Below are 6,960 nucleotides of genomic sequence, written 5' to 3'. Positions count from 1 at the left end.
CATTTCAATTAGGCTGCGTTGATGTTCGTTAAAAATAATGTTACTCATGATGTTCTCCCGTTCATAATTCGTAAAGTTAGTATAACGGGGTTTCTCCACTCTGAAAATAGTAAAACCCCGAGTAGGTCCACTTTTTTTAAAGTGTCCACTATTCAGGGTTCAGTTCATCATGTCAAATTCTACTTTTTTTATTGTCCGCATTTTAAAGCCCTTCACCTCCATCCCAATAATGATTATCCTTCTGTTTTTCTCATGTTAAAAATTATTTTTCTATCTATTGTTTAATTTCGTAAAAAAATAACAATACTCGACTTAAGGTATTTTTTAACTTCAGAGGAGGATTATACTTGGATAGTAAAAAGCAAGGTGTTTCACGTAGGGAGTTTTTGAAAACTACCGGTATTGCAACAGGTACATTAATTGGTGGAGGAATTATTGGTGGTCTTGTTGGCTACAACGTCAACAAAAGTCCAGGTAAAGAAAACAAAACCGGAAATAACCATCAAGGACAAAATCATGAACTAAATGTTGGCCTTAAATTCTTTAAAACCATGGCAAGTTTTAATATATTAGCTCAAGCAACTGAGCGAATTTTACCAGAGGATGAATTAGGACCAGGAGCAATAGGACTAGGTGTGCCATACTTCATAGACAACCAATTAGCGGGAGCCTATGGGATGAATGCCAAGGAATATATGCAAGGTCCGTTTGAAGATGGTGCCGTTACACAAGGATATCAAAGTAGGCTTACTCGAGCTGAAATCTTTGATCAAGGTATTGCTAAATTAGAAGAGGAAGCCCAATCAAGATATCAGAAGGGGTTTGTGGAGTTAGAACCAGAACAGATGGATGAAATATTAACAGCCTTCCAAAAAGGTGAAGTAGCAATGATGGCAGTCACTTCTAGCTTCTTCTTTACATTACTACGTCAAGCCACACTTGAAGGAGCATATTGTGATCCAATCTACAATGGCAACAAGAATATGGAAGGTTGGAAAATGAAAGGGTTCCCTGGTCATCAATTTAGTTATGCGAAAGAAATCGAAAGTAAAGAATTTGTTAAATATGAACCACAATCAATTAGCAGTATGTCTCATTCATAGATAAGGGGTAACAAAATGGCTACTACATTAGAAAAAGTCGATGTTGTCACTGTTGGTGTTGGCTGGACAGGCGGCATTGTGGCAGCAGAATGTGCAAAAGCAGGTTTAAAAGTACGAGGATTAGAGCGGGGTTCAGAACGTAGTACAATAGATTATTCAATGGCTCATGATGAATATCGCTATGCAATCCGATATGAATTATTCCAGGACTTATCAAAAGAAACGATTACATTCCGAAATCACCGAAAAATGAATGCGCTCCCAATGCGTATGATGGGTTCCTTCCTTTTGGGAGAAGGCTTGGGAGGTGCTGGTACTCACTGGAATGGTCAAAACTGGCGATTCCTGCCGTACGATTTTGAAATTAAATCGATGACGGATGAAAAATACGGATCCAATAAGCTGGGGAAAGACTACCTGCTACAAGACTGGGGAATCACATACGATGAACTGGAACCTTATTTCAATAAATTTGAATATATAGCAGGTATTTCAGGTGAAGATAACAATCCATTTTGGGGAAAACGATCTGAACCTTTTCCAACGCCACCTATGAAAAAAACACCTATCCTTGAAAGGTTTGAAACAGCAGCAAAAAATCTTGGTTATCATCCATTTATGCTACCATCGGCTAACCTTTCAGAACCGTATACAAATCCCGATGGTTCAGCGATTGCCGCTTGCCAGTACTGCGGCTTTTGTGAAAGATTTGGATGCGAGTATGGAGCAAAATCTTCTGCTGAAATAACAGTTATACCAACTGCTCTGAAAACAGGAAATTATGATATTCGTTACCACTCTAATGTTGTCGAGGTATTAAAAAAGGGAAACAAAGTTACTGGGGTACGATTCTTTGATACTGTAACTGGCGAAGAATTTATCCAACCTGCGGAAGTAGTTGTACTGACTTCCTATGTACTAAATAATGCAAAGTTATTAATGGTATCAAATATCGGTGAGCAATACGATCCGGAAACAGGACGCGGAACGCTTGGAAAAAATTATTGCTATCAAATACTACCTGGCGCATCTGGGTTCTTTGAAGAACAATTCAATACCTTTATGGGAGCTGGAGCATTAGGAATGACAATCGATGACTTTAATGGGGATTCCTTTGATCATTCAAACCTTGACTTCATCCATGGTGCTAGCCTTTCCTTAACTCAGACAGGTATGCGACCAATTGCATTTAACCCTGTTCCTCCAGATACGCCTGCCTGGGGTGCAGAGTTTAAAAAGGCATCGATTCACTATTACACAAGAACATTAAGCATTGGTGGACAAGGTGCATCTATGCCACATAAAGAAAACTATATGTCCCTTGACCCAAAATATAAAGATGCTTATGGCGTTCCATTATTACAATTAACTTATAACTTTACGGATCAAGATCGTGCTCTTCATAAGTATCTTTCCGAGAGATCAGCAGAGATTATGAAGGAAATGGGTGCGGAAATCATTGCTGCATCAAATCCATTAACTGATTATGACATTGTTCCTTATCAAACAACACATAATACAGGCGGAACAATAATGGGCAAAGACCCTGCAACTAGCGTGGTTAATACTTATCTACAGCACTGGGATGCTGATAACTTGTTCGTAGTCGGTGCTGGGAACTTCGCACATAACGGAGGCTACAACCCAACTGGAACTGTTGGTGCACTTGCATACCGCTGTGCAGAAGGAATCATTAATTACAGTAAAGCAGGCGGTAGTCTAGCTTCATAAAAGGAGGAATTGGTATGGGTGGTATAGGAGCAATTGGTGTTCCTGGATTAATCATTATTTTAGTGATTGTCCTAATTGTGTTTGGTCCTAAGAAACTTCCTGAAATCGGAGGTGCAGTAGGGAAAACATTATCCGAATTCAAAAAATCTGCTCGTGAAATTATGGACGATGAAGAGGATGGAAAAAAGCCTGCCTTAAGGGAAATTAAGAAATCCGATGAGGCATCGTAGGTGATTTAGATGGATCCTTATGGCTATAACAACTTGAGTCCTTTGGATAAAAAAAAGAAGCAGGAATCCAGTAAAGAGATTGAGGAAATACGAGAATCGAAGGAATCAGTACAATTAATTGAGCAAATAGAAGCTGAAGAAAATGAGAAAACCAAATCTGGAAACATAGAGTCTTGGTATGAACATATTTTCGATTTGAGAAAGCAACTAATCAAAAGCGCGATTACATTTATTATTCTATTTATCATCGTCTTTTCTACCATCAATTTTTGGTTTCCATTGATTACGAAGGGGCATAAACTAGTCATATTGGGACCGTTAGAAGTAATTAAGTCATATACTTTGATTTCTGCGACATTAGCATTTGGTTTATCACTGCCTTTTATTTGTAATTTTTTATGGCAATTCGCAAAGCCAGGCCTTTATGAAAAAGAGCAGAAATTTATCGGTCTTTATTCACCTATAATGTTCCTTCTTTTCCTAGTTGGTCTTACATTTGGTTATTTTGTCGTAAACCCAATGAGTTATCATTTTCTTATTGGTCTTGGTGAAATGAATTTTAATATGTTAATTACAGCCACTGACTATATTCAATTTCTCATTATGACAACTGTACCAATTGGGTTACTTTTTGAATTACCAATCGTCGCTTTATTTCTCTCATCGATAGATCTTTTAACGTCTAAAACGATGAAGAATGTTCGAAAATGGTCCTATATTATAATGGCTGTTGTATCGGCTCTTATCACACCGCCTGACTTTATTAGTCAATTATTGATTTTAATCCCGATGATTGGCTTATATGAAGTAAGTATCTTTATCGTAAGAAAAGCTGAAGAAAAAAGAATAATAAATTCATCAATGACAGAGGAAGGGAGTGTCTGAAACCTTGTTTTGAGACACTCCTTTCTAACTAGGATGGTGTTAACCACCGCAGGAGCAAGCATTTTCCTTAATAGATGGCTGTCCAGTAAAGTTCATAATCTTTCCTGTGAAACTTATGAGCACTAGTTGCAAAAAAAAAACAACATTCCAAATAATATGGAATGTTGTTCTTATGAACTGACTATTCAGTTAAGGAAATGAGCTCATGGTTTAATGTTTGAAGTTTACCGGTTGCTTTATCAATTGCCTCTAACAATTTATTTTCCTCATAGATAGAAGAAACAATTTCTTCCGTTTCCGCACTGTTTTGCTGCGATACTGCTGATAGCAAATCAATTTCATTTAACAAATGAGTGAACTGACTACTTACCTTTTCAATTGCGAATACACTTTGCTTCATATTTGTATTTGAAATATCACTCGATGCTTTGACATGATTAAAAACAGTCGCAATTTCTTGTAATAACTCTTGACCTTCGATTGCTGTTGTTTGACCACGCATAGACTGTGCTTGTGCTGTCGATGATTTATCAAAAAGTTGTGAGGTTACTTCTGTAATTTTAGAAGCCGTAACAGCACTTTCCTCTGCTAGCTTTCGTACTTATTCTGCAACTACCGCAAAGCCTTTTCCATGCTCACCTGCACGGGCTGCTTCAATAGCTGCATTTAATGCCAATAAATTTGTTTGATCCGCAATATTTTTTATACTGCCGAGAAATTCATTAACCATTTGTAAGCTATTTTGTAAATCATCCATCGTACTAACCGTCAAATTCATTGAATTACTTAATTCATCCATTTGCTTTGTTACTTGGTCTACTTTTTGCGCACTTTTCGAAATCTCCTCATTTACTTGCTGAGAAAGCTGCATTGCCTCTTGCGATAAGTAAACTGTCTCCGAAAGCTCAGATTTGGAATCATGCATCACATTATTCATCATCAAAATGGAATCTGTCTCATTTTGAATAGACTGTGCGATTTGTTGAGTTGATTTTAAAATGGTTTCACTTACAGCCGATAATGAATTAGAAGTAGCCTTCACATCATCCGTTTCTGCACCTAACGTATGAGCACTTTGTTCAATCTTATGTACTAATTGCTTTGCTTCTTGAAGTAGCCTGTTTGATTCTTGCTCACGCTCTTGTGAATCGGAAACTAATTCGCCACCCCATTGATTTAATTTATTTAACATATAAAGAATTCCGTTATATACGAAAAACTGTATTATGAAAATAATGAAAGTATTGTTTTCCCCTAATAATTTATCCGGTGCTATTATATAAAGGGACACAACAAAAAACTGTACCAAAATACCATATGTAATTAATATTTTCCTATTAAAATAGATTGCTGCCATCACAATCGAAATGAACATAAAATAGTGCTTATTTAATGCAAATCCATCTAGAAAGAATAACGCATATGTTACTGTTCCGGGTAATGCTGAAAACAAAACTGCCTTTACCATATCAGGTAGCTTTAAAAAATAATTTAAGAATGCACACCCTAAAACACTAAAACCTGCAATAATATACATTTTCGATTCACCAAATCCACGAGAAACGATTAATGGAATTACAATTAAAGCTACCATGAAGCATGTAATTTTTAAGTTTAACTTATGTACCTTTTGACTATTAAATGTAAAATGTACATTATCCATGAGACAATTCTCCTCCAATTAAGTTACCATTTAGCATCTTCAAATTATTACTATTATAGAATAAATTTCATGTCACATTTTATTTTCTGATTTTTTATGAATTTGATAGTTATTTCTCAAAATAAAAAAATTCTATTATCAAATGCAAAATATATTACATTTAACCTACTTTCGATATAACTAAAATATTTTTAGCAATTAGTTTTATAGTTAAATAATCCTACCACACTTATACATTATTATGTCCAGAGCATGTATGTTTTATAGAGTTAAGTTAATACTCATTTTTTTACTATTTCAAAAAGATTATTATTAATTTTGAACTCAAAAAAATAGGTGAAATGACTTCCTTCATAAATGCTTTAGTTTTTTTGATAAATAAAAATACCAAACATCATCTACTTGTTGTAGTAATGTTTGGCATCATTCCCTTTTCCTTTGCCTAATTAGTTTTAGTTTCTTATATTATTAATCAATAATAGAAATCTTATATAATGTCTCATTAAACATAATCAATTACATTACATAGCCATACCATATGGTCAGAGTCTTTTCCCCAGTAATCTTTTGCGATTTTATAAGGCTCGCCAAATTTTCTTATCCATTTTTCTTGAGCTCGTTTGTATCCACTATCTAAACAAAATTCTTTAATTCCTAAGCTATAAACAAACTTTAACATCGAATGAATCAACACAGAACCTATACCTTTGCCTTGATACTCGGGTAATATGTATAAGCTTCCTAGCTCCCCTATTGTATCGAGCTGGTTATTTGTGCATTTTTTTATTTCATTTCCACATGGTCCAAAAGAGATCGTTCCAATAACCTTGTCACCACTTTTTGCTATTAAAAAGTAAATACCAGAATCTTTATTTTCAACAGAGTTCTTGAGCAAAGATTTTTTATCCTCGATTTCATTTAATATATCTTCTTTTAAATCGCCAATTCCTTCTTTCTCAAAAGCATCCTTAATTGATGCTTCGAAAACATAGTATGCAGGTGTTAAATCTTCCTTCGTAGGTTTGAGAATCAATAAATCTTTTATCATAAAAAACCTCTCTATATTAATTTGCTGTTTTCAATTCTTCATTATGAATAAAATGTTCAAGTATTTTTGATTTAAAGATATTTAATGGGTTTAACGGTTCTTTATACAGTTCACTAATGAAAATAACCGATAAATTAAATTTAGGGACAATAATCATATATTGCCCCCCAAAACCTAATCCGTATTGTCAAAACTTATATATATAAATCGCTAATAATCGTTGGTTTTATAGTCTTTTACGCAAAAAAACTTGCCACCCCCTGGATTTTGGTGTTAGTTGAGGTTACCACACACAAAACT

8 protein-coding genes are annotated in these 6,960 nt (G+C 34.9%); 4 read left to right on the top strand and 4 right to left on the bottom strand.

The window, feature by feature from the left end:
* Positions 1 to 347: 347 nt before the first annotated feature.
* From D8M03_RS16760 to tatC, 4 genes are read left to right on the top strand one after another with little or no spacing between them, the layout of a single operon-like run.
* Positions 348 to 1,103: a gluconate 2-dehydrogenase subunit 3 family protein gene (locus tag D8M03_RS16760; RefSeq protein WP_121215944.1), complete on the top strand. Its 756-nt coding sequence runs from the start codon at positions 348 to 350 to the stop codon at positions 1,101 to 1,103.
* Positions 1,104 to 1,118: 15 nt separating this feature from the next.
* Entirely contained in the window at positions 1,119 to 2,834 is a 1,716-nt protein-coding gene (locus D8M03_RS16755) for a GMC family oxidoreductase (protein WP_121215943.1), read from the top strand.
* A gap of 14 nt (positions 2,835 to 2,848) precedes the next feature.
* Positions 2,849 to 3,064 carry a twin-arginine translocase TatA/TatE family subunit gene (gene tatA / locus D8M03_RS16750; RefSeq protein WP_121215942.1) on the top strand — a complete coding sequence of 72 codons (216 nt, stop codon included), beginning with the start codon at positions 2,849 to 2,851 and terminating at the stop codon, positions 3,062 to 3,064.
* Positions 3,065 to 3,073: 9 nt separating this feature from the next.
* A complete protein-coding gene (gene tatC / locus D8M03_RS16745; RefSeq protein ID WP_121215941.1) occupies positions 3,074 to 3,949 on the top strand; it encodes a twin-arginine translocase subunit TatC in 876 nt (291 codons plus the stop codon).
* Between the two features lie 181 nt (positions 3,950 to 4,130).
* On the opposite strand, the gene D8M03_RS16740 is transcribed toward tatC, so the two are convergent.
* From D8M03_RS16740 to D8M03_RS17835, 4 genes are all read right to left on the bottom strand, one after another.
* Positions 4,131 to 4,451 (bottom strand): hypothetical protein, encoded by a 321-nt coding sequence (locus D8M03_RS16740; protein ID WP_121215940.1) that lies wholly within the window; start codon positions 4,449 to 4,451, stop codon positions 4,131 to 4,133.
* Between the two features lie 99 nt (positions 4,452 to 4,550).
* Positions 4,551 to 5,612 carry a methyl-accepting chemotaxis protein gene (locus D8M03_RS16735; protein ID WP_121215939.1) on the bottom strand — a complete coding sequence of 354 codons (1,062 nt, stop codon included), beginning with the start codon at positions 5,610 to 5,612 and terminating at the stop codon, positions 4,551 to 4,553.
* 502 nt (positions 5,613 to 6,114) lie between these two features.
* Positions 6,115 to 6,660 (bottom strand): GNAT family N-acetyltransferase, encoded by a 546-nt coding sequence (locus D8M03_RS16730; protein ID WP_121215938.1) that lies wholly within the window; start codon positions 6,658 to 6,660, stop codon positions 6,115 to 6,117.
* A 16-nt stretch (positions 6,661 to 6,676) separates the two neighbouring features.
* Complete coding sequence (locus D8M03_RS17835; RefSeq protein WP_170148488.1) at positions 6,677 to 6,817, bottom strand: hypothetical protein; 141 nt, start codon at positions 6,815 to 6,817, stop codon at positions 6,677 to 6,679.
* Positions 6,818 to 6,960: the final 143 nt, after the last annotated feature.

Origin of the sequence: Ureibacillus endophyticus, from assembly GCF_003628435.1 — a bacterium.
Taxonomy (GTDB): Bacteria; Bacillota; Bacilli; order Bacillales_A; family Planococcaceae; genus Ureibacillus; species Ureibacillus endophyticus.
Note: the sequence above shows the minus strand (reverse complement) of the source record. Positions and strands in the feature narration are given on the sequence as shown.